The sequence below is a fragment of the Zhongshania sp. genome (genome assembly GCF_041584495.1).
GTDB lineage: Bacteria > Pseudomonadota > Gammaproteobacteria > Pseudomonadales > Spongiibacteraceae > Spongiibacter.
The window spans coordinates 1-1,030 of record NZ_JBFHDY010000332.1; the positions used below are offsets into that span (position 1 = coordinate 1).

The 1,030-nt window shown below is 49.1% G+C and carries 2 protein-coding genes and 1 tRNA gene; all 3 read right to left on the bottom strand.

Annotated features, from left to right (window positions below):
• Positions 1 to 203 precede the first annotated feature (203 nt).
• Positions 204 to 280: transfer RNA gene (locus ABYP33_RS19620), tRNA-Pro, on the bottom strand.
• A 43-nt stretch (positions 281 to 323) separates the two neighbouring features.
• A complete protein-coding gene (locus ABYP33_RS19625) occupies positions 324 to 680 on the bottom strand; it encodes a MerR family transcriptional regulator (RefSeq protein ID WP_373093086.1) in 357 nt (118 codons plus the stop codon).
• The gene (gene ihfA / locus ABYP33_RS19630; protein WP_008247199.1) at positions 661 to 963 is read right to left on the bottom strand and encodes an integration host factor subunit alpha; all 303 of its coding nucleotides are present in this window, start codon (positions 961 to 963) and stop codon (positions 661 to 663) included. Before ihfA ends, ABYP33_RS19625 begins: the two co-directional genes overlap by 20 nt.
• Between the last annotated feature and the right edge of the window lie 67 nt (positions 964 to 1,030).

Here is a 1,030-nt window from a genome sequence, read left to right on the forward strand (position 1 = left end):
AAGACGCAATGTAGACATTTTTGACAAAGCGGCAATTATGTTTGGGCAACCTACCCTACTACGCTAGCACGCAGATATGGCATGACGGTGAAATACGACTTAGCGTCGATTTTACTGCGAGATTTTGTGCTTATTTAAGGGGGCTTTATGAGTTGACTGCCAATAAAAAAGGCCACTCGCTTGAGTGGCCTTTTTTATTTAATTGGTCGGAACGGCAGGATTCGAACCTGCGACCCCCACACCCCCAGTGTGGTGCGCTACCAGACTGCGCTACGCCCCGATTTGAGGGGTGGCATGATACCCCAACATATTGATTTAGTGAACTATCTTTTCAGAAGTTTTGCCACTTCTTCCAATTCACCGAGCATTTGCCGAATAACTTGCCGAGCTTGCGAGGATTCTTCTTTCGCAACGTCACCAGACATACGCTGCCGAGCGCCACCGATGGTGTAGCCCTCTTCGTACAAGAAGCTGCGAATCTGCCGAATCATCAACACGTCTTGATGCTGATAATAGCGGCGGTTGCCGCGCCGTTTTACCGGTGTTAGCTGAGGAAACTCCTGCTCCCAATAGCGAAGAACATGAGGTTTTACGCAGCACAGTTCGCTGACTTCACCAATAGTGAAATAGCGCTTGCCCGGTATGGGCGGTAATTCGTCGTTATGACTTGGTTCCAGCATAGTCCTCTACCCTGGATTTTAATTTTTGGCCGGGCCTAAATGTCACCACGCGACGAGCAGAGATTGGAATCTCCTCCCCCGTTTTAGGGTTACGCCCAGGGCGCTGACTTTTATCTCGGAGGTCAAAATTACCGAAACCGGAAATCTTCACCTGCTCGTTATTCTCCAAACAGAGGCGAATCTGCTCAAAAAACAACTCCACGAGCTCCTTCGCCTCACGCTTATTAAAGCCTAGCTCTTCGTATAACCGTTCGGCCATTTCTGCTTTAGTGAGGGACGTCATCACACTAGTTCCTTAAACTTGCGCCAAATGCCTCCTGCAAGGTTTGCACAACTGCCGCAACAGATTG